34 protein-coding genes are annotated in these 22032 nt (G+C 57.2%); 3 read left to right on the forward strand and 31 right to left on the reverse strand.

What is annotated here, in order from left to right:
• Positions 1-5 precede the first annotated feature (5 nt).
• Entirely contained in the window at positions 6-503 is a 498-nt protein-coding gene (locus ACOI1H_RS16075) for a hypothetical protein (RefSeq protein ID WP_422438853.1), read from the reverse strand.
• A 289-nt stretch (positions 504-792) separates the two neighbouring features.
• Between ACOI1H_RS16075 and ACOI1H_RS16080 the strand changes: the two genes are divergently transcribed.
• Positions 793-2007 (forward strand): hypothetical protein, encoded by a 1215-nt coding sequence (locus ACOI1H_RS16080; protein WP_422438854.1) that lies wholly within the window; start codon positions 793-795, stop codon positions 2005-2007.
• Positions 2008-2376: 369 nt separating this feature from the next.
• Here the strand turns inward: ACOI1H_RS16080 and ACOI1H_RS16085 are convergent, their stop codons facing one another.
• The 24 genes from ACOI1H_RS16085 to ACOI1H_RS16200 all read right to left on the reverse strand — a co-directional run bounded on the left by ACOI1H_RS16085 (position 2377) and on the right by ACOI1H_RS16200 (position 15638).
• Positions 2377-2895: a hypothetical protein gene (locus ACOI1H_RS16085; RefSeq protein ID WP_422438855.1), complete on the reverse strand. Its 519-nt coding sequence runs from the start codon at positions 2893-2895 to the stop codon at positions 2377-2379.
• Positions 2896-2973: 78 nt separating this feature from the next.
• Positions 2974-3351 carry a hypothetical protein gene (locus ACOI1H_RS16090; RefSeq protein WP_422438856.1) on the reverse strand — a complete coding sequence of 126 codons (378 nt, stop codon included), beginning with the start codon at positions 3349-3351 and terminating at the stop codon, positions 2974-2976.
• A gap of 631 nt (positions 3352-3982) precedes the next feature.
• Positions 3983-4360, reverse strand: coding sequence for a hypothetical protein (locus ACOI1H_RS16095; protein ID WP_422438857.1), 378 nt, complete (start codon positions 4358-4360; stop codon positions 3983-3985).
• Positions 4361-4415: 55 nt separating this feature from the next.
• Positions 4416-4886: a hypothetical protein gene (locus tag ACOI1H_RS16100; RefSeq protein ID WP_422438858.1), complete on the reverse strand. Its 471-nt coding sequence runs from the start codon at positions 4884-4886 to the stop codon at positions 4416-4418.
• 119 nt (positions 4887-5005) lie between these two features.
• Positions 5006-5323, reverse strand: a complete 318-nt coding sequence (locus tag ACOI1H_RS16105) for a hypothetical protein (protein ID WP_422438859.1) — start codon at positions 5321-5323, stop codon at positions 5006-5008.
• A 23-nt stretch (positions 5324-5346) separates the two neighbouring features.
• Positions 5347-5685 (reverse strand): hypothetical protein, encoded by a 339-nt coding sequence (locus tag ACOI1H_RS16110; protein WP_422438860.1) that lies wholly within the window; start codon positions 5683-5685, stop codon positions 5347-5349.
• Positions 5654-5872 (reverse strand): hypothetical protein, encoded by a 219-nt coding sequence (locus ACOI1H_RS16115; RefSeq protein ID WP_422438861.1) that lies wholly within the window; start codon positions 5870-5872, stop codon positions 5654-5656. Before ACOI1H_RS16115 ends, ACOI1H_RS16110 begins: the two co-directional genes overlap by 32 nt.
• A gap of 88 nt (positions 5873-5960) precedes the next feature.
• A complete protein-coding gene (locus ACOI1H_RS16120) occupies positions 5961-6287 on the reverse strand; it encodes a hypothetical protein (protein WP_422438862.1) in 327 nt (108 codons plus the stop codon).
• Positions 6288-6443: 156 nt separating this feature from the next.
• On the reverse strand, positions 6444-7178 hold the full coding sequence (locus tag ACOI1H_RS16125; RefSeq protein WP_422438863.1) for a hypothetical protein: 735 nt from the start codon (positions 7176-7178) through the stop codon (positions 6444-6446).
• Positions 7179-7261: 83 nt separating this feature from the next.
• A complete protein-coding gene (locus ACOI1H_RS16130; RefSeq protein ID WP_422438864.1) occupies positions 7262-7729 on the reverse strand; it encodes a hypothetical protein in 468 nt (155 codons plus the stop codon).
• Position 7730: 1 nt separating this feature from the next.
• Complete coding sequence (locus ACOI1H_RS16135; protein ID WP_422438865.1) at positions 7731-8036, reverse strand: hypothetical protein; 306 nt, start codon at positions 8034-8036, stop codon at positions 7731-7733.
• A gap of 62 nt (positions 8037-8098) precedes the next feature.
• On the reverse strand, positions 8099-8413 hold the full coding sequence (locus tag ACOI1H_RS16140; protein ID WP_422438866.1) for a hypothetical protein: 315 nt from the start codon (positions 8411-8413) through the stop codon (positions 8099-8101).
• Positions 8414-8526: 113 nt separating this feature from the next.
• Positions 8527-8664 carry a hypothetical protein gene (locus ACOI1H_RS16145; protein WP_422438867.1) on the reverse strand — a complete coding sequence of 46 codons (138 nt, stop codon included), beginning with the start codon at positions 8662-8664 and terminating at the stop codon, positions 8527-8529.
• A 35-nt stretch (positions 8665-8699) separates the two neighbouring features.
• Positions 8700-8996, reverse strand: coding sequence for a hypothetical protein (locus ACOI1H_RS16150; RefSeq protein ID WP_422438868.1), 297 nt, complete (start codon positions 8994-8996; stop codon positions 8700-8702).
• The gene (locus ACOI1H_RS16155) at positions 8993-9403 is read right to left on the reverse strand and encodes a hypothetical protein (protein WP_422438869.1); all 411 of its coding nucleotides are present in this window, start codon (positions 9401-9403) and stop codon (positions 8993-8995) included. Before ACOI1H_RS16155 ends, ACOI1H_RS16150 begins: the two co-directional genes overlap by 4 nt.
• 128 nt (positions 9404-9531) lie before the next feature.
• Positions 9532-9750, reverse strand: a complete 219-nt coding sequence (locus tag ACOI1H_RS16160) for a hypothetical protein (protein WP_422438870.1) — start codon at positions 9748-9750, stop codon at positions 9532-9534.
• A 52-nt stretch (positions 9751-9802) separates the two neighbouring features.
• A complete protein-coding gene (locus ACOI1H_RS16165; RefSeq protein WP_422438871.1) occupies positions 9803-10075 on the reverse strand; it encodes a hypothetical protein in 273 nt (90 codons plus the stop codon).
• 73 nt (positions 10076-10148) lie between these two features.
• On the reverse strand, positions 10149-10409 hold the full coding sequence (locus ACOI1H_RS16170) for a hypothetical protein (protein WP_422438872.1): 261 nt from the start codon (positions 10407-10409) through the stop codon (positions 10149-10151).
• A 609-nt stretch (positions 10410-11018) separates the two neighbouring features.
• Positions 11019-11741 (reverse strand): GNAT family N-acetyltransferase, encoded by a 723-nt coding sequence (locus ACOI1H_RS16175; RefSeq protein ID WP_422438873.1) that lies wholly within the window; start codon positions 11739-11741, stop codon positions 11019-11021.
• Positions 11742-11885: 144 nt separating this feature from the next.
• Complete coding sequence (locus ACOI1H_RS16180) at positions 11886-12107, reverse strand: hypothetical protein (protein ID WP_422438874.1); 222 nt, start codon at positions 12105-12107, stop codon at positions 11886-11888.
• Positions 12108-12278: 171 nt separating this feature from the next.
• Entirely contained in the window at positions 12279-13370 is a 1092-nt protein-coding gene (locus tag ACOI1H_RS16185; protein WP_422438875.1) for a hypothetical protein, read from the reverse strand.
• 165 nt (positions 13371-13535) lie between these two features.
• Positions 13536-14246 carry a LuxR family transcriptional regulator gene (locus ACOI1H_RS16190; protein ID WP_422438876.1) on the reverse strand — a complete coding sequence of 237 codons (711 nt, stop codon included), beginning with the start codon at positions 14244-14246 and terminating at the stop codon, positions 13536-13538.
• Positions 14247-14611: 365 nt separating this feature from the next.
• Positions 14612-15283 (reverse strand): hypothetical protein, encoded by a 672-nt coding sequence (locus ACOI1H_RS16195; RefSeq protein WP_422438877.1) that lies wholly within the window; start codon positions 15281-15283, stop codon positions 14612-14614.
• A gap of 70 nt (positions 15284-15353) precedes the next feature.
• A complete protein-coding gene (locus tag ACOI1H_RS16200) occupies positions 15354-15638 on the reverse strand; it encodes a hypothetical protein (RefSeq protein WP_422438878.1) in 285 nt (94 codons plus the stop codon).
• Between the two features lie 185 nt (positions 15639-15823).
• Here ACOI1H_RS16200 and ACOI1H_RS16205 point away from each other — a divergent pair, with 185 nt between their 5' ends.
• Positions 15824-16720, forward strand: coding sequence for a Flp family type IVb pilin (locus ACOI1H_RS16205; RefSeq protein WP_422438879.1), 897 nt, complete (start codon positions 15824-15826; stop codon positions 16718-16720).
• Positions 16721-16797: 77 nt separating this feature from the next.
• Here the strand turns inward: ACOI1H_RS16205 and ACOI1H_RS16210 are convergent, their stop codons facing one another.
• Complete coding sequence (locus tag ACOI1H_RS16210; protein WP_422438880.1) at positions 16798-17127, reverse strand: hypothetical protein; 330 nt, start codon at positions 17125-17127, stop codon at positions 16798-16800.
• Between the two features lie 263 nt (positions 17128-17390).
• Here ACOI1H_RS16210 and ACOI1H_RS16215 point away from each other — a divergent pair, with 263 nt between their 5' ends.
• Positions 17391-18464: a hypothetical protein gene (locus ACOI1H_RS16215; protein ID WP_422438881.1), complete on the forward strand. Its 1074-nt coding sequence runs from the start codon at positions 17391-17393 to the stop codon at positions 18462-18464.
• Positions 18465-18534: 70 nt separating this feature from the next.
• Here the strand turns inward: ACOI1H_RS16215 and ACOI1H_RS16220 are convergent, their stop codons facing one another.
• The 5 genes from ACOI1H_RS16220 to ACOI1H_RS16240 form a co-directional block, all read right to left on the reverse strand.
• Positions 18535-18849 carry a hypothetical protein gene (locus ACOI1H_RS16220; protein WP_422438882.1) on the reverse strand — a complete coding sequence of 105 codons (315 nt, stop codon included), beginning with the start codon at positions 18847-18849 and terminating at the stop codon, positions 18535-18537.
• A 271-nt stretch (positions 18850-19120) separates the two neighbouring features.
• A complete protein-coding gene (locus ACOI1H_RS16225) occupies positions 19121-19579 on the reverse strand; it encodes a CYTH domain-containing protein (protein ID WP_422438883.1) in 459 nt (152 codons plus the stop codon).
• A gap of 324 nt (positions 19580-19903) precedes the next feature.
• Positions 19904-20566 carry a hypothetical protein gene (locus ACOI1H_RS16230; protein ID WP_422438884.1) on the reverse strand — a complete coding sequence of 221 codons (663 nt, stop codon included), beginning with the start codon at positions 20564-20566 and terminating at the stop codon, positions 19904-19906.
• A gap of 13 nt (positions 20567-20579) precedes the next feature.
• A complete protein-coding gene (locus tag ACOI1H_RS16235) occupies positions 20580-21224 on the reverse strand; it encodes a hypothetical protein (protein ID WP_422438885.1) in 645 nt (214 codons plus the stop codon).
• 72 nt (positions 21225-21296) lie between these two features.
• A partial coding sequence (locus ACOI1H_RS16240; protein WP_422438886.1) for a hypothetical protein occupies positions 21297-22032 on the reverse strand: 736 nt, incomplete at its 5' end.

A 22032-nucleotide genomic window follows, 5' to 3' on the forward strand; every position in this document is an offset into this window, starting at 1 on the left:
CGCGCTCAAACGCCGGTGTCAGGATTTTCGCGCGCTTCGTCCTGGAAGTAGCTCAGTGCCTCATCGATATTTCCCTCAATAACGGCATCGAGGCAGGCAAGGTATGCCATCTTCCCGTGGTTGCTCCTCCGATTGAAGAGCTGGTGCGGCACGGCCGCATGGAAGACGTCACTGACGGCAACCTCTTCGGGCGTCTGGAGGGGGTAAGACGGGAGCTCTCTCAGGGAGGAATATGCGAACCGAAGGTGAGCCAGGAGTAAGAGCTCCCTGCGTGAGATACCGAGTTTGCCGCGATCCTTGAAGACCGGGTAAGTCAGGTCGCCATAGGGCGTGCGGCCGACAGGGGGTTCATCGCCAGGTGACAGGGTTGCCGCCCTTATGGGTTCAAGCTCACCCACCCGGTGTCCGCTGTCGGTCATTGTCTCATTGGTGATCCCGCTGAGATCCAGATGTGCTGTGTAAGTGCTGCCGTCATTCTCCTTCACGTATGTGGTCTGGGGCACGGACTTGTTCCTTGTCAGGCTCTGAAGGGTTCGAGGCAATGTCGGCGGCCGGGGTGCCTTGACTGGATCTAAAGTCTGCCACATCCGCATGATGTGCTCGCAGGTCCGATCTCAGTGAGCCGCTGCGGAGGCGGTTGCGTTGCAAGCTATGCAGGTGTGATGCACGACTGCAAGTCGCGCGCCGCTCCCGACATCTTGTTTCGCACCGAGGACATTCGTGCCCTGTCTTCTGATTTGCCATCCACACCCGTGGCGACCAAATCCTCGAGAGTATCAAGAGGCAATTCTAATGTTGAACCTATTCGCATCTATGAGGGCATTGAGGTCTTTTTGCCTTGCCGTGATGCTTGCCTTTGTCTTCGTGTTGCCGGCAGCCGCGAATATCGTATCGGTGTCTTTCAATGACGGCATCGTTGGCACGCTTGGCCAGAATACGAGTAAAGTCGATGCCATCACCACATTTTCCACTCTGGGAATTGCACAAGTCTATTTTACGCAGGTTTCAACCAGCGGTCAGTTTGGTGGCACGCAAGGCAACGACCTGAATGGTACGCTGCGCATGATCCTCAATAACGGATCGGTCATCGATGTTGTTGGGGCGATCAACTGGCGGATTACGACGAGCGGCACTGTGCAATATTTTGGCTTCATTCCCGCACCAGGGAATGCGCCGCAATCCATACCATGGTCCGGTGGCAACTATATCCTCGATGGAACGCGCAACTATGCCGTCAGAAAGAATGGCTCCACGCTGTCTTACGTCAATGGCACGAGTGTCAGCGGCAACGCAGCTTTGTCCGGGCTTGTCAGCGGATTGAACCTCTACCTCCAGGAGCAGGGGTCTGGAACACCTGTCATCACCGGTCCATCTGGCGGAGTGGGGGCTGTGACGGCAACCATCACGCTTGACGAAGGGCTGAAGCCGGTGGCGACCTATACCTCGAACCTCACATCGACATGGTCGATTTCCGGGGTGGACGCGGCACGTTTCGTGATCAATCCGCAGACAGGTGCGCTCACGTTTGCAACCGCCCCCGTCTATGATGCACCATCAGATGCAAACACCGACAACATCTATCAGGTCACGATTACCGCCACCGGTGCTTCTGGCGCCTCTTCATTCCAGAACTTGAATGTCGTCATAAGAAAAGTCGTCGTCCCGGCTTCAGTCATCACGGCAACAAAAAGCGTCATACCCGTCAGCGTGCCGGGGGTCGTGTTCGATTGCGCCACACAGGCGACTTTGCCAGATGCATCGGTCGCAACGCCTGGTGTTTGCGTCGAGTATCGGATCGACGTGAGCAGCATAGCCAATGGTTCTGCTCCCGCCCAGAATGTGGTGATCAGGGACGTTTTGCCGGCATCCATGCTGCTGGTATCCGTCAGGGATCAACTGGGGTTCGACGAGGTTGTCGTATCGAGCGAAAATACCGTCACTGCAAAAAAAGCTTCTTTCGCAGCAGGATCGCGTGCGTTTTTTCGCGTTCGTGCGCTCATCAGATAAGACCGCAAACCAGTATGTGGTGATGATCTGGGTTTTTCCTGTCGAGGTTCATCTGCCGCGCGTCGCCGACACCAGTCTACATGACCCCTGACGGGGACATGGACAGAAATTCGAGATTGAGACCGGACCGCGCGGTCTTCGGCTTAAAGGGAAGATTCAGAGTCAGAAAGGGCCAGCCTCCCATGGGGAGACTGGCCCTTTCATCAAGACGAACAGGGAGGCGAGGCCACCCGCGTCGACAGCTGGCCGGCGTCATTGCAGCAGTTACGCAATGTGCGGGCATCAGGTCGCCGGTGTTGTGCGCCCCTCCCATAAGGCCTGTCGTCTTATCGCGTGACGGGCTCTTGCCCATGTCTCTGTTTGCCTTTTTCAGGCGGGCATGTAGTTGTGCTTGCCCATGGTATTCTCACCCATACTTTCCAGCTGTGCTTCCAGCACGAGCAGCTGTGTGCGCGTCTCTGCGATCTTGCGTTGCAGGTTGAAGCGCACGAGCGGGCTCGTGTCAGGTGTGAAGATGAGAGCGTTGTGGCGATCAAGCTCCTCCATGTAGCCATGCGACAGGCGCCCCATGATCTTGCCGCTCACGTCTGGCGTCTTGGCGTCTTCTTCGGAGGTCGTGGCGGGCACGAGCTTGATGATCCAGGGCTTCTTTCCATCACCGAGGTCGCGCGACAGAATGGCGACCAGGCGCATCGGGGTGTCGGTGCTCTTCCAGTCACTGACATCGAAGTCGCAGGCAAGTTGCGACGTTCCGGCAGACAGGGCCATCGCATCGGCGCGGTCCATGCGGAGTAGGTCGTAGAAGGATTTGTCGTTTCCATCACTGTCCACGAGGGACAGAGCGACGAGGCCGCCTTGTTGGCGCAGGATGAGGCTTCCAGTCGACATGGAGGTATTCCCTTTCAGGTTGCGGTGTTGAGGAATGGAACATGGGTCCATTTTCCCAAGTGGTTGCTTCCATCCTGATTATTGCAGGATGGCCGGATTGAAGTATTCGACCCAAGGCGTGCCGGAGACGCGCAGCATGGCGTGGTTCGAGAGGTTTTTCAGGGGCTCTGTGTCCATGAAGAGGGTCGCGTTGAACGCGCAAACTTCGCCTGCCGGCCGCAATCCGCCCAGGCAGGTGATATCGGCCTGATGTGCCGTTTTGATGCCGCCTTCGTTGATTTTTGCCTCATAGCAGTCGATCGGTTGCATCGTCAGCCGGGCGAAGGCTTCGATGATGCTCATGGGCACTTCGGCGGGGATATCTATCCAGTCGTCACCGGTGTCGGCGCCGAGATCCCGCAACACCCGGTGGGGGGGGGGGGGGCGCCGAACGTCTGGATCGTCGCCGCCACGCAAGGAAACATTGGATGACCCGACATGATCATGGCCATACGAAGTGCAAAGGCTGGCGCATCATTACGCTTGCCAGGAAAGACGCCCCAGGCATCCATAAAAAGGAAGGATGCAAAGAACGGCTTGGTGCGCATCTGGTCCGGTAGGGTGCCGCGGTCGATGATCTGTGATCTGGACATCGCACCTCCAATAGTTATCAGGACCGAACTTCGTCTATGAGGCTTTTTCCGGATCGAATCTCCGCTCAGTGCGCCCAATTCGGAGTGCACTGTAGGAGCGACATCATTCTTGCACTGCACACTGGCGATTTGATCTGCCGCAAGAAGCCTTGAGGCCTGGCGGCGTCGCATGACGCTGTCCACGCGGTGATTGGTCGCCTCGCTTATCACTATGGCGTCGAAGATATCCGAAATCTAACTTTCAGCTTTAAACTTTGTTAGACAAGGTTCTGATCTGATGGATACGACTGGATATCGTGCTGCCGCCCGCCTCCGTATGACCGACGGTCCACCAGAGCCACGACTGATCAGGAAAACTTGCTTTATGAGAAAACGAAAAAAGCCCTGCCGGATCGCTCCGGCAGGGCCCCCTCATGCTTTGTGGTGGTTACCCGATCGAAACGGCAGAGGCAGGGTCAGACCCGCACGACACCGCTCTGGACGCTGTAGTCCACCTGGACGCAGGCATAGCCGTTGAAGTGATCCTGGAAGCGCGTGCTGATCTCGTCGACCTCCTTGAAGAGATCTGCTGCGAACCACGCTGGAGCTCTCGAGCCGTCGCCGCGGCAGTCGACCGTGAAGTGATCCTCACGTCCGGTCACGAAGTTGAAGCCCGTGCTACGCCGCGTGACCTCGAGATGTTGACTGCCGTGGCCACTCTTGAGGCTGAAGACCCGCTTCGGATAGCTCAGGGAGAGCACCTTGACCTTCTCCATCAAGATGCGCTCAACCTCCGTGAGTAAGGCATCCATGGCGTCGTCGACGCCTTCCGCCAGTGTTTTGAGATGGGTCATGGCGATGTCCTTTGGGCTGCGGCGCTGTGTGAGGTGTCGTAGAACGCGGACCGGCTCAATCGGCGTCCGCAGGAAGGCGCAAGTTGTCCGGCAACGCGTCCAGCGCTCCCGTCAGGATGGCGTCGTGGATCGCGGAAAGCTGGATCTTGCCGTGGTTGCTGTCGCCGTAGAGCACGGGTGGTGCGGCTTCAAAGAGAAGTTTGAGGAAGGCATTTTCCGCAGCCACCTTGGTGGTGTCCGCCGGGATGGCGCTCAGGCCCAGGTTGCGCGCGAGGAGCGAGGCGAGAAAAGCGCAGGCCGCACGCGACAGATCAACGTAGGTCGTGTCCGGCTTGAGCAGGTAGGCGAGATCGCCATCCGGCGAGCGTCCGACAGGCGAGGGGTCGCCTGGCGAGAGGGTGCAGTCGCCGATCGGCTCCAGATCACCCACGCGCTCGCCGCAGTCTGTCATCATGTCATCGTCGACACCCCAGGTGTCGATTTCAGCCCGGTAGGATGAGCAGTTGTCGTCTGAGATATAGCCCATGCGTTGTCGTCCTTGTCAGTTAAGTGGGGAAGCACGGGTTATTGCTCCCTGCGCTGGGTGCCGGTGCATTGTCGTTCGTGTCATTGAAAAACGTCTGTAACGTGCGTGGCGGCGCGCCGTCAGCAGGCGACGCCTGTCAGCCGGGCCATGGCGTCGCCATTGCGCTTGAGATCGATCGCCCAGATCAGAATGATCGGAATCCAGAAGGCGGCCCATGCGAGTTCAATGCCGATGCCGATGTGATCCGGTAAGGCGTCAGGGATCAGCCAATCGAAAGCTGAGTAGACGAGGAAGCCGATCATGGCGGGGCGCGCGCGGCGTGACAGTTCGCCAAGGATGCGCATGCGCCTCCGGATTTTGACACCACGCCTGACCAGCAGGTCAGTGATTTTTCCCATACCCCAAATCATCAGACAGGAGACGATGGCATTCATCATGGGGCAGTCCTTTCGGGGTGCGGTCAGACGTCGAGCGGTTCCATGCGCAAAACGCGGATCACTTCTGGAGCTATGCGGCGGGTGCAGGCGTGAGACAATCCGTCATGGCTCAGTGATGCGCCCAGAGTATCGATATCAAGGTCGACGCTCAAGACTGCGAGTTCTGTGATACCCTGATCTTCGAAGGCGTCGCCTAGCCACCCGCCAATGGCGTCATCAAGCATGTCCGGATCGTCGAAGATGTAGACTGCGGCTATCGTCTCGCCCATCAGATTGGAGCGTGGACCGATACGGGGTTTAAGTCCGCTCTTCAGAATTTCTGAAAGAGCTTCAGCGGGTGTTGCATGGTAGAAGAGTGCCAAGGACTGCCTCCGTGTTCGAGATAGCATCATGGTGGAAAAATCCGCCGGTGTCATCACCGCCATCGGCGACGATGGTCATGCTCTTTTTCCCATCAGTCAGCAAAAGGCTCTGGATGCAGCCGCCACGCTGAAGTTTTGCTGTGACGCCTTCTTTCAGGAAGGGCGCCAGGCGTTCGATCAGGGACATGTCGCGATTGCAGATATCACACATGGTGAAGTCCTTCCGTTTTATTCCGGGGTTGTGGGAGTGTGGCAGTCGATTGCGAGTGGCGCAATTAGTCGGCAATGCCGATCGTGTCACCGCCATGTGCGATTGTCTCTTTTGCCAGGCGGGTAACCTTGCCTGCCATATCGATATGCCACAGCGTAGTGGTGTCGAGGTTCACGCGACCGGTGGTGTAGTCGATGAAATCGTCAGCCGCTTTTGCGACACGCGCGGCGGGCATATCGACATCATGGGGTTCTCCGAAGAAGAGCTCGGCGAGGTGCTCGCGCCAGTTCCCCTCGCTCAGCGAGATGCTGTCATCGTCGATGGCGCGGTGGTGGTCGGCGGAAAAATCGAGGTCGTTGTTCGCGGAGTAGCCGGAGATGATCACGCCCATGGGGAAATCCTTCCTTCTGTCTGTTTTTCTGGCTGGCCTGTCGGGCCTCTCACCGATGAGAGGTCCGGCAGGACAGGCAGGTCCTGCGCTTTTTTGAGGCTGACCACATAGACTGAGGAGGAAATTGGTGTTCCCGGTTCTGTGCGGCGCCGTCGTTCAGACGGCAGTGACTGTCTCGAATATCGGCTCAGCGTAGCCTTTCTCGCCGGGCGCACGGGTGGCGTAGCCCTGGCCGCGCAGCACGAGCGCGGCTTCCTTGAGGAAGCGGTCGTCTACCTGGTGCGAACAGGATAGCATCTGGCCGCCGGCCCCGCAGATGCCTGCGGTCTGCACGTAACTGTTGTGGGCGACGGAGACGATCTGTCCGTAGCCGAAGGAGCCTTTGTGACCCGAGAAGCCCTTGGCGTTCATCGCAGTCCTCATCTCGTTTGGCCACTCATGCGCCTCGTCGTTGACGAGAAGCACGGCGACGCCGGCCCCCGGCCCGCAGATCAGCGAACTGGTTTCAGGCGGGGTCGCCTTGCCGGAGGCGATTTCGCCGGCGTAACCCCAACCGAGAGGGCCCTCCGCGCGGCTGCGGCCGGGGCGTCGCAGGTAGTATCCATGCCCCAGCAACAGGAGGCGCAAGTCGCGCAAGATCACCTCGTCGGCGTCCTTCTTGCGACGAGAGGCCCGAGACCGTGCGATCTCATCCTCGATCAGGCCGCCCATGTTGCCGCCGGCAGCAACCAGCACACAGTCGCGCTCCGCGACGCGCGCCATGATTTTGCCGAAGTGAAAATCCCCATCCCGGAACGGTCGACCATTGACGCTTTCGCCCGTGTGTGCTGCGCGCATTTGTGCAGGCCATGCGTCGATCTTGTCCTCGAACATCACGGCGATCATGTTCATACCCATGGCGTAGCTCCTTCAGTCGATGTCGTGTTGCCGGTTGCAAAGAATATTGGCTGGAAGGCCTCAAAGGGAAATCCCGATCAATCGATCAGCAGGTCCGGGCGGTCACGCATGGTGCGCAGGGCAAGGACGAGCCCTGCGAATGTTTGTAGGGTGCGCGGTGCCTTGCAATGGTCGGCGTGCGGCGACTTTACCTCTTCGGCGTAAGTTGCAAGAGCCCGCTCCAGCCGGAAAGGCCGGCGCAGGATGGCGCGAATGGTGATCGCAGTGGCCTCGTCGGAGGGGTTCCGGGAGGCTTCGAGCAGGTCGGCGTAGTAGTAGAGGGCCGAGACCATCTCACCACGCTCTGAAAGCCTCACCTGGCGTCCGGCGCGTCTTGATGCATCTGTAATGATGCGGACCCAGATATCGGCGCAGCTGTCCTGGCCGAGGGCGTCAAAGGCCTTGCGCCCGGCCGTCGCGACGGCGGTCTGCTTGGGGGTGCGAGTCATGCTTTGCTGTGGCGGCACCACGGAAGTGGCTTTTTCTCTCTTCAGGAATGCGAACATCTCAGACCTCTTCGCGTAGTGGTGTCAGGGCGAAATCGGACGGCGTTGCACACGGCACGGCAACACCCTGTTCGCGGGCCAGAACCTGCGCGGCAGCGCGCGTCATAGACGTCAGGCTGGGGCTCTCGTGGATGCTTTCGGATGTATCGCCGTCGACGTGAAGCCGCAGGTATCCATAGACAGGATCGAGACTGGTCTCGAAGCGGCCGCACCGGGTCTGGAACATACCCTGGTCACCCTCGTCGTGATTTTCCCACACGATGCCGGCTTCGATTGTCTGATACGTCTGGGTTGCAAGATTTTTCATGTCCGGTCTCCTCATGGCACATCAACACTTGTGAGATGGGTCCATGTGGCGACTGCCGGCGATCATCTCACGGGCATTTTTCCACGGACGCGGCCACATTTCAGATCGCGGTTCAGCAGCCAGGTGCTGATCGCCAGAGGCAGGTGCCCCATCACGGCAACAAGGCATCCAGCGAGGAGAAACGACTGCGGCATTGCGACAAGCCGGTGTGTCACCAGGATGGCTGTCACGTAGAGTGAGAGCAGGACAAATACGACCAGAACGATACTCCAGCGCATGCGCCTGACGTGCATGTCGAGCCGGTCGGCCTGTTCTGTCTCCATGGCGAAGGCGAGAGAAATATCCTCAAAGTCGTCGTTATCGAGATGGCTGTGCACGATCAATCCTTGCTTGGGACGAACTGGAGGATACCGCACAGGACGCCACATCCGGCGTAGACGGCGCCCATGACACTGTTGAGGATTTGCGGCAGTGAGCCGGTCAGGATGAATTACACTGCTGCCGCGATTGCCCATGTGCAGGCAATGACGAACGCGGCCGTCATGAGCACGAAGTTCGCTTTCAATTTCCAGCCAAGGGATGTGTTCTGCATTTTTTCAGAAGAGTGATGCTGATCGATCGCGGTCATGCTTTTTCCTGTTCAGTGTGTGTTGTGGTTTGCGGTCAGCGCGAAGACGCCGGCTTACGTGGCGTTGTTTGACGTCGCCCTATGCGTTGGCAAAGTGCGATCAGGCCCAGGCCAGGCAGGGCGCCGATGGCCATCAGGATATATTTCACGGTAGTTGGGAGGATCAAGATCTGGGTGATATGCAGCACCCAGAACACAGCTCCAATGATGAGTGCCCACATCATCCCGCCCATGATGACGAGGAGCCAGATGCCATTATCGGACGCGGCTGCGTCTTTGTGGGAGTGATTGGCCCCGTCTGGCGCAGTTGAGATATCGCGGTCAGGATTCATAGAATCTGCTCCTGCGACGGATCGCATGTGAAGTTGGGGTCGGAAAAATCCAACCACGCACATCCATGGAGAAGACTTGTGCGCGGCCGCATGTGGGCAAGGCAACCGAGAAGGTCGATGCGGTATCGCACCGGCCCATGCAGTTCGCCGTCTTCGGCGAAGTAAGCCTGGGCTTCCTTCATGCCGCCTCCTACCTCGGAAAGCCAAAGGGCTGATCCACCGGGAACGGCCGTGTATTCACCGTCACGCAGCACCAGTGTATCAGTGAGCCTGGAGCTCCCGCGGTGTGAGATCTCATGAACCTGGATTGGGACAGCTTGCGTCATGACTTCCCAGTAGCACGCCCCCTTGACCCAGGCGCGGCAATGGAACCGGTCCCCGAATGCAACTTCCATCTTTTTCGGCATGAGCGCCTCTTTCCTGAAATCCTGATCAGGAGATTGGTTGACTCATTTCATGAGCAAAGCCGGGCTTGCGGATTGAAAGGAAAAAATCTGACCCTGTGCAAGCGGGGCCAGCTTCGATCAAAAGTGGGTCAGTCGTAGCCTGGCCCTGAGATGCAGGGACCGGGGATCTCGCGCACCCGATCCTCGCGCTCCTTATTGGCGTAGATCGCAATGTCGACGCCGTCGTCAATGTCGGCTTGCGTGCGGGCATCGTTGACCCTGTGGATCATCACAGGTCCGCCGTAAATCTGGAAGGCACGGGTGAACTCGTCACCACGAAATCCGATGTAGTGTACCGTGCGTGCCATGGGCGCCTCCTCAAGATTTTGGGGTCTGACGCGATCTTGGCTGGGCGTGGCGTCACTTCAAAGGTTTAGGTTTCGGCTTTTTGGCCGGCTTGCCTGGTGCGCATTGCGTATCGCCGCGGGGTGGCTTTGAGGCGCCGGCTTTGCCAGCGATTTCTTTTGCTGGCTTCGCACATGGTTTGGGTGCCAGGGTCTTGATCGGACCATCCGAGCGCTGTGCCTTGACGGCCGTGATGATGATCGTGGGATCGAAGGACATAATGCTGTTGGCGCTGGCGCTCTGCGCTGCGAGGACTGTAACAAGTGCGATGGCGATGTGTCGTTTCATGACGGGTCCTCGGTGAGGGTTTCTGGATGCCGAGGATATGTGTCCAGAACTGCGCCTGACGTAACGTGGTGTGCTACAGTGGCGCGCCGACATGAATGAAGGATGCCTCGCGCACTGTCGTGTCGACAGGCTTGGGAAAGCACCGTTTGATGAAGATCGCGACGGTGCCTGCGACAAGCGAGATCAGGCCGAGCTGGACAAACACCTTTGCGACGTTGCCATAGCCCGCATTCTGAAAGTGGATGATGCCGACGATAGCCAGATCCAAGGCCAGCACCGATCCGATAATGGTCATTGTGGATGTGATCCGAATGAGCATTGTGAGAAAATTCATGGTCTGATCCTCTTTGCCTGTCTTGCTTCAAGAAGGGAGCAAGTCAGGCAGAGGGGGTCGCGCGTTCCGGACCGACCAGCGTCCGGCTCTTTCACCTTCCTGGACTTCGCAGGGCTACAGCTGCGCAGCCAGCAGCCCTGGGTCCTGCGCCGAGCCGGTTGAGGCGACTTCATGTTACCCGCAGTTCCGCGGGCCCCTGATTGGAAAAGGCGCGCGAGCGTGAGCTGCCATGCGCCGAACCCGGCAGGCGGTGCCGCCGGGTAACTTCAGGGCCTGGCCCACCAGAAAGCAAACTGGACGCGTGAGACGATCCAGTGATCTCGCCGGCGAGATCGCATCGACAGGTTCGCATGCATAATTTGGTCTGGGGGCCCGGCTTTGAGAGGGGCGCGGGGGCGTAGCCCCCGCCCATGTCCGGCCGCAGGTTGAATGGTGTCATGTCAGTATATGACGGACATCGATATTCAGCGAGGATTGGGGATATGCACCGGTCGCCGTGAATGCATCGCCCACTGCGACCAGCCAGAATGCTTCATTGCTGATCTTCAGTCCATCAGGCCAGAATAGGATGCCGGAACAAAAGATGTGATGCGCCTTTCGCTCACGTCCTTAATCGAAGAGCGATGCGGAGACGCAGACTGACAGAGCAAAGGGTTGGGCTATCGAGAGTGAGAAGGGGTCCCAGATTGCAGCAAGGACACCGCACTTGGATGACCTCGATGGTCTGACAAAACCCAGTTGCGCATCTGACTTGTAATAGGATTGCAACGCCCGCGAGCCTTCACGATCTGTTTGCATTGCACCACGCTCGAAATCATCTCCCGATACCTGGTCATATGGTGTGTCGATCGGAATTGCTTTCAACATGACGAGAGTGCCGACGCCCGCCGCATGTGCCCTCATCTCACGCAGCATCGCAAGTCCAAGACCCCTGCCACGCAGTGCGGGATGGATTGCCAGTCTTTCAAGGTAGCACAGCGCTCTGATGTCCTGCCCCGAAAGACTTCGTTTGATCGGTGCCGTAAAACTTGCACGCGTCGAGAGCACATCCTCGAGCGTGCGCCCTGCATCAAAGGAGATATCGTCAAACTCAAGGAGTTGCCGTGTCGCAGGGTGGCTGGCGTCTGCAATGACATCATTCAGATCAGGATAGACCGCGTGCCACGCACTGATGACACCAACTTCGCAGCGCCTGTCGTTGTCGGCCTGAGCAAAAGCGCGGATCTGCTTATAGAACATCAGAGCACCTTCCGGACACCGCTCCACGGTTGTTTCAAGCACAATCCTGACCGGGATATCGGCAGAGCCGACTTCAATGGAGGAGTGGAACATGCACGGCATCCTTGCTGATCTGGCAAGGAGATTGGGTCATGCCCAAGGTGTCGGAAGATATTCCTGCGCGAAGCCGTCAACATGACAATACCCCGCCCGGCCAAGGCCGAGCGGGGTATTGTATATCGTGATGTCGCAATGATCTCAGGCGTAATCGTCTTCGCGGATGGCCTGGCGAGGTGCGGCTGCGAGGACGATCGTCTCAGCGGGTGCCGGATGCGTATTTGCAGTGCCCACACAACGTCCCATAGCCTCCAGGTCCGATAGCTGAATCGGCTCGTTGCGGCGCACTGAGATCGGAGTCTGGCTCGCTTGGCCAAGAGCTGCATATTGCGCTGCGCTGGAGCAATCGTGAAATGCGGTCATGGTTCTGATCCTTTTTGATCTTTGTTTCAGGCGTCTCGTCGCCCGGGGCACCAACGGCACCCGGGCGACGAGATGACTGCCTGATGACACCTTGTCCCGCCCGTTGCCGGAATCAGAATGGACGCTTGCAGTGCGCAAACGGCCGATCTGTATCTCGTGAGGATCTGAGGATCAGCTGCGGACGACCATTTCATGGGCATCGCAGACGATGTCGAGTGTCGTTGCCTTGCAAGGCTCTGCACGGAATGGGAACTGCGCTTCGACGACGCGCAGTTCGTCCATCTTTTCTGCGATGTTATCCTTCAGCGCGTCGACTGAGATTTCGCCGGCACGGATTTGCTTGAGGAATGGCGCTTCAGGACGCGGAAACGTCAGGCACCTGCTCACGTGCAATTCGATCGCCTGGTAGATCAGCCGCACGCCCTGATATGCATCCTTCCAGACGACGTCATCGCCATGGGTTGTGATGCGTTTGATCTGAGCGGCTGTCTCCAGCGGCTTGGAGAGGATGCGCAGGACGATGTCCATGGGACTCGTCGCGATCATCTTTTTGCCGCAGACGATGATGAACACTGGTTTTCCGTCCGCCCAACCCGTTTCCTGCTCTTCTGGGGTCATATCTTCCCAGTCTCGCCCGGGATTGAACCGGTCCTTGCCCTGGACCTGCACCTTGACGCCGGGGATGGCAGCCAGGCGTGCGATCACCCCGGGTGCATCGATGATCCTGTCCACCGTCAGTGTGGAAACGATCGCATGGGCCTCACGTGCGCCGTCCAGGCTTTCGTCGCCATCAGGGAAGAAAGCTCCCATGCGTTGACGTGCGTGACCGGTCGCCGAGCTGGCGTTGCCGGCGAGGAGTTTGTCACGGCTTTCCCAGATTCGGGCAAAAACAGGGTGCATATCGGACACGCGGTAGCGTGGCGAAATGGATGCGAACAACTGTTCTGATGTGATCATGTCCATACGGCCAATCAGGCCCAGGTAGCGCATGACGGAGACCCCTGCGACATCGACATCGCCCATTCCCAGGCGCTTGTTCTCGAGGTTTGAATCGATGCCAAAGGTGACGCGGCCAGTCAGGATTTCACGCTTCAGGGGAATGAATGCGCACCTGATGTCCTGATCAGAGCTTGCTCCGCCGGTGCCATAGAGTGCCGACCCTGAAAGTGTCGCGATCAGGGATGTACGGCCGCCCATCAGATCAGAGACGGCCAGCGCAGCAGCGTCGCCAGTGCTCATTGGTGTAAGGAGTGTCGTGATCATAGCGGCGCCCTCTTTGGTCATGTCAGATCTGAATATCAGATCACTGCCATCTTTGCGGCAGCTCGCTCATACAGGGCGAGGTGGAAATAAGAGGGTGGGCCCTAAACGCAAAAAGGCGCTCCGACGACATGCCGGAACGCCACTTGTAGATTCTGCGGACGGGTGTCAGGCGGCTAAAAGGCCGATATCCTTCGCACGCGCGATCGCGTGATCGAGGGTCAAAGCATCGAGCTTGATGCGAGCCGACCGGATCATCATTTCGATCGTTTTCGGTGTCACGGCGAGCGTGACAGACAGGTCCTCTATTGATTTACCGCCCTCAACAAGATTCAGGACTTCGATTTCACGATCACTGAGCTTTGGCGGAAGCGTTTCGTAAGCGCTCGGAAGGCCATTGATCTGGCACACAATATTGTCATGCATTTGGGATGCGAGAAACATGAGGGTTCCGATCTGCGGCGAGATGTGTCGCGCCCACTCTGAGTCAGTGCAATGCTTGCTGACGGTAAAGACGCTGAACGAATTTCCAGCCCCACGCACGGGGATACTCAAGCCATTCCTCGGAATGCCATTTTCAAATGCGAGGGCGAAAAATGCAGCGAATTCGGGTCGGTCCCGGATGCGCAGCCAGTTGAACGGTGAGGCTGATTGGTATGCTACGATGACAACAGGATCAGTTTCGAAGAGATTGCGCTCTCCATAAATCTTCAGCCATGCTTCCGGGTAGGTGCCATACCCGAAGAGTTCCGGGCGATCCGGCACGACAGTGCCGCAGGCGATGTGATCGAGCCCCATCTGGACCCGCATATCGTCGATGACATCCGCATAAGTTTTTGCGCCGGGCGTATCTGCCTTTGCAAGGTTGATGATCTTCATGGTCTGCTCCTTGACCGCAAGTGACGGGAAACGACATGGCTCATGGGGTTCATGGGAGTCACGGTATTTGACGATTACGATGTCTCGCTTCTGCGAGATGCGGTCATACATCAGTGACAATTAGACCCATAGGCCACTTAAACTGTTTAACATCTGCTAAAATGTGCCAAAACAGAGATCTGTAGACACAAGTGACGTCCAACAAAAATAGTTTTCAAATTTCTCCAGCAGATCCATGTGGATTGTCAGATTTTATTGTCCGCATTTTTGCGTTTGTCAGACATTCCCGCAATCGCAAATTCGCCGATCAATGTCAACGCTGCGCGATTGATCTGCTATAATGCAATCGGCATTGTTCCGCAACGTCAGGTTGTCGTCTCTGCCGTAGCTAATGGTGTGTTGCCGCGTCCTGATGCATGTGCATACCTGTAAAGCTCCATCTGCTGAAGCAGGATCAGCTTGATGTTCTCATAGACGGGTTCCTGCTTGGAAAATGTGCGACGAGCGTCACGGAGCATGGGCATGACGAGGGCGCTGGTTTCCTCGATGTATGCCCCCTGCTTCGCGGTACTGAATGCGCCGATCATCGTTTTGTGGTTGTGCATCCTGTCAATGCCTTTGGCGACAGAAGCAATAGGGCATTCTGCGAGTGCCCTGTAATAAAAATTCTCATCGAGCTGGAGGCCGCCGATAGTCTTGGACATGCGGACCGTCGCATCTGCGATGCGTGCGCCGAAGAGATCTTCGATCTCTTTAGGCTTGACGGGGTAGTCCTCGAGAACGTCGTGCAGAAAAATCGTGGCGATGGTCTCTTCTGGGAAGGACAGCATGGCACTTAGTGTGCGGGCATACGACGCCTGCCAGATCTGATGTGAAAATTCGGGTGTGCCATCCTTGCGGACGCCGGTGTGCCAACCGGCGGCGAATTCCATGGCGTCATGTGCGATGGTGTACCCGCGGCCGAGAAGCCAGTATCGGACGGTGAGCTTGAGCTTTTCGAAAGAGGCTGTCTCAGTGTTTGCTTTGATTTTTGTCATGGGATCAGGCTCCGGATGGTCTGTTTCTCTGGCAGGATAATGGTGTCGAATGAGCCTCATGCATGTCAGGTCAGCATCCGATATGGCTGGACCCGCAGCTGCAAGCGCTACCGCGCGGTGCGATCGCACAGCAGATGCCAAGATCAGCTTCATGCGCAAGGCGTGGCATCACGTCTGTCGATGCGCCAATTTTGCTCGCAGTGTTTCTGCGTGGCGGAGACACAGAAAGAACACGTGCTTTCATGTCGAGGTAATGGCCTCGCTCATCGAGGTAGTTGCGCGCATCGGCCGATGCTTCAAATGGCCCTTCGACGGCAACAATAGACCGATTCTGGAAATAATGGATCACGAACATGTCCAGACCTATTCCTTGCTGAAATCATGAGTGCCGCGCAGGCCGCGCCCCTCGTTTCGGGGCGTGGCTGATCGGCATGCTTGCGATAGTATCCGCAAAGCGTCTCTGAAACCGCATTTGATTTTTTTTAGTAACGGATGCCGGACCTAAGTTTGCGCAAAGAAGCGCGAACAGGAAGATAAAAAATGATCAAAACAAGTATGAACCGGATTCTCAAGCCGACGCATGGCGCTGCATTGGTTGAATATGGCCTCCTGGTGGGCCTCATCAGCACGGCTGCGATTTTCGGCGTCACCGACCTTGGCGAAAAGATCGAGACCTCTTTCAATACGTCCAGTGCGGCGATTGAGACCGCGCTGAATACGGGCGGCAGTTCCACTGGTGGTGGCACAGGCGGGGCCCCCATTGGCGGCGGCTCCACAGGTGGTGGCGGTGGTGGCGGTGGTGGCGGTGCGAGCGATGGCTTTGATCCGATAGACACGAGCGGCTGCGAGGTCGTCCCTGCGATGGGCGATACTGGACCTTACAATTACATTGGCCAGGACCCGGCACCCACGTGCTACAGTCTTGATTACAGCGCTGGTGTGACGGGTTGGGAATTTTCCGACGGCGACACCACTCCGCTCTACGTGTCCGGAAACAGCGTGGGTGATTCTCTCATTTTCGGTCAGGATACTGTGACTGGAATGGCTGCGGATTCGACCGTGATCGTGACGAGCACCAATACGAACTTTACCCATGACGGGCAGGATGGGTTTGACGTTTTGGCGATTCCGGTTTTGTCATCTACGAGTGTTGTGTGGACCCCTGTTCCTGCCGGAACAGAATATAACGCTGTGACAAACTCAATCGACCATCTTCGTATCAAAGACGGGTCAAACCTTGATATCGACATCGGACAGTGCTCACCCGAAGTTATCGTGTTCAGTGACGTGTCGATGACACGCAATGCCTACGCATCGGCCGCTGGTTTTTCTTGCCCGTCCAACCCGACATATGACGCGCGCGCAGGCGTTTATGTCGTGTGTTCTGCCGCGGATCACAACGATCCGAACAAACCGGACTGCTACTGGACGCGCTGATCGTCTGGTGCCGGAATGAAAATAGCCTGCCACCCGGAAGGGCGGCAGGCTATTCCAATTCTTTTCCAACGTAGCCTTCAGAGCGCAGACTTAAGGTGCCGTATTGCAGCGTGCCCTTCAGTTGTGAAGGCCCAGCTTCCGCGCTTTTGCCCCTTTTCAAGCCAACCTGCCTTGCGCATGCGCTGAATGATGGCGTCGGCCGCTCGGGCAAAGGCCCACGGCCCTTTCCAGACGTTGCCCAACAGGTGATCGACGTCGTGCCCCAGGGCGGCGTAGCCGGACCCGGTGCGCAATGTCCGGTCCCATTCAATGACAGCTTTGACAATGACGTCGCGCGAGATCTCGTGCGTGGTCCCACCGTCTTTGGTTGTGATCTGACGCATTGGGTCCTGCGTGGAGTTCGGCACGATATCCTGGACCTGAGGGTGCGTGGCAACGCTTGTCATCGGCGGTATCTCCTTATCAGAAACAGGTTTCACCGGTCTCACCGGCAGGCACCCTCGTTGCTGGGTGCGTGCGGCGGGGCCGCTTTTTCATGAAATCACCGGATGAAGCCAGATTTAGCTGAGTTTCATGCAAAATCAAATACCGCTATGGTCAATTTAGACCCACATCCATGAGAACGCCGGGCCGTATCCGCGCGATCGCATATCGAAAGTATCGGGCCTCCATGAAGATTTCACCCAATATGTTTATCCGCCCCTGCGACCTGCCGGGCATCTGGCGCAATGCGCGCGGCGCAAGCCTTGTCGAATACGGCATGCTGACAGGCCTCATTGCGGTCATTGCCATTTCAAGCGTGACCCGCTTGGGTGGTAAAATCGAAGGAATCTTTTCGGACGCATCGGGCGCCATCGAGATGGCCCAGCTGATCGCTTCGGCCGAGCGGGTATACTACCTGCCAGATGGCTCGGTCTTCCCGGCGCAAAAGTGCTACGTCGGCACACTGGGGCCTGACATTTTGCCAGGCGGTGGAGAAGATGTGAGCTCCCAGGACTGTTTCGATGGCCTTGGCGGCAACGATCTCTTTGCACTGGCATCCGAGACTCCACGCGATATTCTTTTCTACCTGGGTGCCGACACCGCAACCGTAGCCCTCCCGGGTGGCAACCACTGGATCGTGACACCCGGCAATGTCACAGGCTTTGCCGTTGTATCGGTTGGCGAAGGTAACAGCCTGATCGACCTCCAACCCTTCAGATTGGCAGATCTGACGTTGAATGTGTCTTCGGCGACCGACATGGAAATCGTCTTACCGAGTGGTGGTTCCGTGACGCTTGCGGAGCAGTTTCCCGCAGAATCGATCGGTCGCTTCATCATGGCTGACGGGGAGGTCACGGCGCGCGATTTGCGCCTGAGTGCAATCGCGGCGCAGGTCAGCAACAACGGTGACACGGTCTATGGAACTGCTCTTGCCGATGTGATTTCTCCTGGATCGGGTGGCGATAACATTTTCCCGAACGGCGGAGACGATATCGTCGTCTTCACATCGGGTGCGGACACCATCCACGCTTACGGCAATACGGGGTTCGATCAGCTTGACCTGAGTGCTTTCACCATCAGCCAGGCGAGCTTTGCAAACAGCGCATCGAGCGGGATCAGGATCACCTTGTCTGGTGCCGGAAGTGTTACGCTCGTTCAGCAACGGCTCTACCCCGTTGGCGATTCCGACGGAAACATGGAGCAGTTCAAGTTCGCTGACACTACCCTGTCTGATGCGCAGATGCGGCCACTTTCTCGCTGATCCGGAGAGGGTCTTACCAAAAAAAATGGGCTGCACCGCGAGTGTAGCCCATGTTCGTTTTCCCGGGAAATTACTTCTTGTAGAGAAGCAGGCCTTCGATCTGGCTGATCAAGGCGCGCAGCTTTACCTCGTCCATGGACAAGAGCATTCCGTCGGCTGTTGGCGTAATCGTCTCCGATGAGAGTTGGATATCTTTGATCTTCAGCACGAAGGCCGGGTCGAGTTTCATCGTCACTGTCCCGGCCGCAGACATGCTCCCAGGGCTGTGCGCAATTTGACCGGCGAGGGTGCCGGTGGAAAGGTAAACATTCGTGTCGGCCGCGCTTGCGGCGGCGCCGAGAGAAATGGAAAATAGGAAAGAAAGCAGCTTCAGTCTCTTCATCATCAGGCCCACAAATTAGGGTTTGCCCCGATTGTGGGGCGGCAATATGCCTGATCAGGAGATAGGGAAAAACACAGTCTATTCGGCGCACGCAGTCTCCGCGCGATTCACATCGGCGTGTTTCCGTCAAAATTTGGAACGGTGCAGTTGCCGGTCCGGTTCTGTGGAAAAAACTCATCGGGGCAATCGGATGGGAGCAATAAATGCCGTGCATTGCCGATTATGCTTGCCGATCTTCAACAGATGTCACCCGGTATTCCGGTGAAAGATCTTGTCAGATCCTGGCAATGATATTGTTGTTAAAATAAGCAGGATCATGGCTGACTTCAGCCACCAGCCATGCCGGTCTCACAAATGCGCGGTCCACTGATGGGAGTTCGATTTCAGCCAGGATGAGGTCGATCTGGTCGAAGACATCGACCTCGATGACCAGCCCGCTGCCGATCGGGAACAGAAAGCGTCGTTTCGACAAGACCTTGTCGCACAAGGTCCGCAGCATGAGACGGGCGTCATTCAGAGGAATCGGGTATTCGAACTCGTCGCATGTAATGCCGGTTTTGACACCCTTGACGGTGATGAAGGCTTCATCGTCGGCAGTGCGGATACGCACGACACCCTTGTCGGTCGAGGCAAGGTATCCCTGGTGGATCTGTGTATAGGGCCCGGTCATCAGGGCCTGAAACTGAGGATGGGAAGCATCGACCAGAAACTTGCGTTCGATTTCTTTTGCCATGCCAGATCTCCTGTTCCTGCCGTCAGGATATAGGCGCAACGGTCCGCAAGCGGCAGAAAGTAAAGACAGAAAGCAAAACAGGCGTGGTGGGACCTGACTTACTTAGCCGGGAGGCTAAATATCATCATGTTCACTTAGCAACAAGGCTAAGCGTGCGGACGCATCGGACATGAGGGGTTTTCACAAGCGCGAAACGGAATGAGCTCAAGCGCTTGGGACTACTTACACGCCAGGGCCTGACAAGGAAAGTGCTCTCACGCCAGTGGAATGAAAAAATGCCGCACCCCGTCCGGGATGCGGCATGTCCTGGTGGGATCATAAGTTCTATATTGGCCTGCTCGATCCAGGCAGCGCATCTGCTGGAGTATTCTCAGGATCGTATCGCCAGCGCAGAGCACTTGCAGCGCTGATTTGCGCGTGAGCACTTGGTGGAAATGCGAGGCCGTTATCAAAGAGAAGTGATGCGATGGGTTCGTAGAGTCCATCTGCGTCAACGGGGATGAGCGCACAGATAGCGGCGCCTGATTCGACAGACGTATCGATGAGAATTTCGATCTCCCGTGCGTCTGGGTCGTCGAGGTGCGAGACACCGCGCGCGAGGTGCTCGATCTGAGGTGCGTGAAGGGTGAGCGCCCTCCGCCAGCCCGGCATGTCATCTGATCCAAGTTTCATGTCGAGCGAAACTGTGGGAAGATTTTCCTGAGACAGCGAAGAGACGATCATGATCTTTATGCCGTTGTCGGAGGTATCATGCACAAGGTAGGAGGTTTCGTCCCGCCAGACGGCATCGAGGCCTTCTGAGATCTCGACGATTTCGTTGTAGGTGATCCCGAAGGCATCCCACTTCTGGGACTTGTCGTTGAGGAACGCCTCGACCTCACCCCAACGATCTGTAAGCAAAGTCACACGCTGGGTTGTCTTACAGACCTCTATATCGAAGAGGCTCTGATCAGCGTGAGGCTGTGTTTTGGCCGCTGAATCTGACATGGCGAGAACTCCTCTACTTGGCACATGGATCGGGCGTGTTTCTTTCCGCGTCGATGATCGGCTCAAGCGCGACCCTGGGTCCGGGGATCGCGCCGGCCGGGACATGAACGGGGTCGTGGTGCCAAGTCAGCCTTTGTGTGACATCAAGGATAGCGTGATTGCTGTAAGGTGCCTCTGGTGCTGTCTCGAGAGCATGATAGAGACGACCTGCAAGGTGTAATGCGCTCAGGGGGAGGCTGATGGCCAGTGCCCCGCGGTTCATGCCCGATGTGTTGAATATGCACCGGACCTCACGGTTCATGCCCGATGTGTCGAATATGCACCGGACCTTACGGGCGGCAGGGTCGTCTATGTCGGCAATCTTTTCCGCGATGTCATGCAGTGCGACCGCATGATGTGCGAGTGATTTTTCCCAGGCAGCACATTCCGCAAGGGTCGCGTTCGGATCGAGGTAGTGATCAGGCAGCCACTCTTCCTCGATGTCACGTTCGAGGTAGATAAACAGTCTGTGCGTCATGTCATCGATGGCGACGTAGAATTCATCATCATGCACAGCCGAGACAGCGCTCACAATGTCTTCGATATCCTTGGGTCGCAGTCCGGATTTTTGGATATTGTCACGGTGAATCTGCTGGAGACGACCGGTCGACGTCGTCAAAAACGTCGTGCGCAGGGTGTTGGGATAAATGTAGACGTCGCAGCGTTCTGTCATATTCGTCATCCTGTCGGATCAAAGAGGGTCCAAAGGGACATGTAGACCGGGAAGGGCGGCCTGTGGGATGTGCGCGGGGTCATAGCGCCAGCGCAATCCGCCGGCAACACCCATCTGGGCATGTGCTGAAGGCGGAAATGTAAGGTTCTGCTGAAAGAGCAGCTTGATCACACCATCCAAGAGGTGCAGCGTATCGAGCGGCATCAGGACGGCGATGGCACCGTTGTAGAACGCTGCGGGATCGAAGAGGACACGTAGCCGCGTCGCTGTGGGGTCATCAATGTCAGCGAGGCCTTGAAGGACATGATGAATGGCAGGACCATGAAATGCCAGGGTCTTGCGCCATGCTGCAATCTCCGCAGACGTCGCATCGAGCCCCAGCGGAGCAGACGGTTGCCAATCCTCGCTGAATTCGAATTCGACATAGATTTTGACCTGCATGTCTGTCTTGTCATGCACAAGGAATGCAGCTTCGGAGCCCCAGACATCATCCAGCCCCTGGGAAAATTCGTCGACCTGCGCGCGGGTGATCTCGAGGCTGGCCCAGGTCCAGCCCTGTTCTGGGATCGGGTCGTGGGATTCACCCCATCGGTCCGTCAGATAACTGATCCGCGAAGTCGACGGGTAGATCTCGACGTCCAGAGGAGCCTCGTCTGCTTCGCCGTGCAATTGTTGCGATGCGCTCATGCCGTGATCTCCGTCTGTTTGTGTTCTGCACGGCCGGATCTCCGCCGGGTGCGCGTCACAGATACTG

This window comes from Loktanella sp. DJP18 (assembly GCF_049310965.1).
In the GTDB taxonomy this organism is placed as follows: domain Bacteria; phylum Pseudomonadota; class Alphaproteobacteria; order Rhodobacterales; family Rhodobacteraceae; genus Loktanella.

Excerpts from the sequence above, each read along its gene's own strand:
- ACOI1H_RS16080 (WP_422438854.1), top strand. The coding sequence starts at position 793 with ATGTTGAACCTATTCGCATCTATGAGGGCATTGAGGTCTTTTTGCCTT.
- ACOI1H_RS16085 (WP_422438855.1), bottom strand. The coding sequence starts at position 2,895 with ATGTCGACTGGAAGCCTCATCCTGCGCCAACAAGGCGGCCTCGTCGCT.
- ACOI1H_RS16095 (WP_422438857.1), bottom strand. The coding sequence starts at position 4,360 with ATGACCCATCTCAAAACACTGGCGGAAGGCGTCGACGACGCCATGGAT.
- ACOI1H_RS16100 (WP_422438858.1), bottom strand. The coding sequence starts at position 4,886 with ATGGGCTATATCTCAGACGACAACTGCTCATCCTACCGGGCTGAAATC.
- ACOI1H_RS16105 (WP_422438859.1), bottom strand. The coding sequence starts at position 5,323 with ATGATGAATGCCATCGTCTCCTGTCTGATGATTTGGGGTATGGGAAAA.
- ACOI1H_RS16115 (WP_422438861.1), bottom strand. The coding sequence starts at position 5,872 with ATGTCCCTGATCGAACGCCTGGCGCCCTTCCTGAAAGAAGGCGTCACA.
- ACOI1H_RS16120 (WP_422438862.1), bottom strand. The coding sequence starts at position 6,287 with ATGGGCGTGATCATCTCCGGCTACTCCGCGAACAACGACCTCGATTTT.
- ACOI1H_RS16125 (WP_422438863.1), bottom strand. The coding sequence starts at position 7,178 with ATGAACATGATCGCCGTGATGTTCGAGGACAAGATCGACGCATGGCCT.
- ACOI1H_RS16130 (WP_422438864.1), bottom strand. The coding sequence starts at position 7,729 with ATGTTCGCATTCCTGAAGAGAGAAAAAGCCACTTCCGTGGTGCCGCCA.
- ACOI1H_RS16135 (WP_422438865.1), bottom strand. The coding sequence starts at position 8,036 with ATGAAAAATCTTGCAACCCAGACGTATCAGACAATCGAAGCCGGCATC.
- ACOI1H_RS16145 (WP_422438867.1), bottom strand. The coding sequence starts at position 8,664 with ATGACCGCGATCGATCAGCATCACTCTTCTGAAAAAATGCAGAACACA.
- ACOI1H_RS16150 (WP_422438868.1), bottom strand. The coding sequence starts at position 8,996 with ATGAATCCTGACCGCGATATCTCAACTGCGCCAGACGGGGCCAATCAC.
- ACOI1H_RS16155 (WP_422438869.1), bottom strand. The coding sequence starts at position 9,403 with ATGCCGAAAAAGATGGAAGTTGCATTCGGGGACCGGTTCCATTGCCGC.
- ACOI1H_RS16160 (WP_422438870.1), bottom strand. The coding sequence starts at position 9,750 with ATGGCACGCACGGTACACTACATCGGATTTCGTGGTGACGAGTTCACC.
- ACOI1H_RS16165 (WP_422438871.1), bottom strand. The coding sequence starts at position 10,075 with ATGAAACGACACATCGCCATCGCACTTGTTACAGTCCTCGCAGCGCAG.
- ACOI1H_RS16170 (WP_422438872.1), bottom strand. The coding sequence starts at position 10,409 with ATGAATTTTCTCACAATGCTCATTCGGATCACATCCACAATGACCATT.
- ACOI1H_RS16175 (WP_422438873.1), bottom strand. The coding sequence starts at position 11,741 with ATGTTCCACTCCTCCATTGAAGTCGGCTCTGCCGATATCCCGGTCAGG.
- ACOI1H_RS16180 (WP_422438874.1), bottom strand. The coding sequence starts at position 12,107 with ATGACCGCATTTCACGATTGCTCCAGCGCAGCGCAATATGCAGCTCTT.
- ACOI1H_RS16185 (WP_422438875.1), bottom strand. The coding sequence starts at position 13,370 with ATGATCACGACACTCCTTACACCAATGAGCACTGGCGACGCTGCTGCG.
- ACOI1H_RS16190 (WP_422438876.1), bottom strand. The coding sequence starts at position 14,246 with ATGAAGATCATCAACCTTGCAAAGGCAGATACGCCCGGCGCAAAAACT.
- ACOI1H_RS16195 (WP_422438877.1), bottom strand. The coding sequence starts at position 15,283 with ATGACAAAAATCAAAGCAAACACTGAGACAGCCTCTTTCGAAAAGCTC.
- ACOI1H_RS16200 (WP_422438878.1), bottom strand. The coding sequence starts at position 15,638 with ATGTTCGTGATCCATTATTTCCAGAATCGGTCTATTGTTGCCGTCGAA.
- ACOI1H_RS16205 (WP_422438879.1), top strand. The coding sequence starts at position 15,824 with ATGATCAAAACAAGTATGAACCGGATTCTCAAGCCGACGCATGGCGCT.
- ACOI1H_RS16215 (WP_422438881.1), top strand. The coding sequence starts at position 17,391 with ATGAAGATTTCACCCAATATGTTTATCCGCCCCTGCGACCTGCCGGGC.
- ACOI1H_RS16220 (WP_422438882.1), bottom strand. The coding sequence starts at position 18,849 with ATGATGAAGAGACTGAAGCTGCTTTCTTTCCTATTTTCCATTTCTCTC.
- ACOI1H_RS16225 (WP_422438883.1), bottom strand. The coding sequence starts at position 19,579 with ATGGCAAAAGAAATCGAACGCAAGTTTCTGGTCGATGCTTCCCATCCT.
- ACOI1H_RS16230 (WP_422438884.1), bottom strand. The coding sequence starts at position 20,566 with ATGTCAGATTCAGCGGCCAAAACACAGCCTCACGCTGATCAGAGCCTC.